The organism is Massilia sp. CT11-108 (assembly GCF_047302915.1).
GTDB classification, from domain to species: domain Bacteria; phylum Pseudomonadota; class Gammaproteobacteria; order Burkholderiales; family Burkholderiaceae_D; genus Telluria; species Telluria orientalis.
On sequence record NZ_JBKYMO010001405.1, the window covers coordinates 1 to 314 of the forward strand.

The following is a 314-nucleotide window of genomic DNA, read 5'->3' on the forward strand; positions in this document are numbered from 1 at the left end:
GATGCGAACGCCGAACGCGCGGTCCCCGTCCGCATCGACGGGGGCGGCCTGCACGCCCTGCCCCCGTTGCCGGAGACCGGCTTCGGCATCGAAGCGGCCTGCCTGTACCGCGACGCGCAGCACCTCGACCACGCGTTCCTGATCGCGAAGGATGGCCAGGCGCAGCAATGGCTGCTGGGCGAGCCGGCCCGCCTCGTGCGCCACATGGCGCTGCCGCCGCACGTGAAGCATTGCCGCGTGGACGATGCGGAGGCGACGCTGTACGTGGCCGAGAGCGGCTTCGGGCTGTGGGCCTACGACGCCGCTCCGGAGAG

The 314-nt window shown here is 72.6% G+C and carries 1 pseudogene; it reads left to right on the top strand.

From position 1 onward, the window contains the following. Positions 1-314: pseudogene (locus ACEN88_RS35025) on the top strand (3-phytase); the annotation flags it as partial.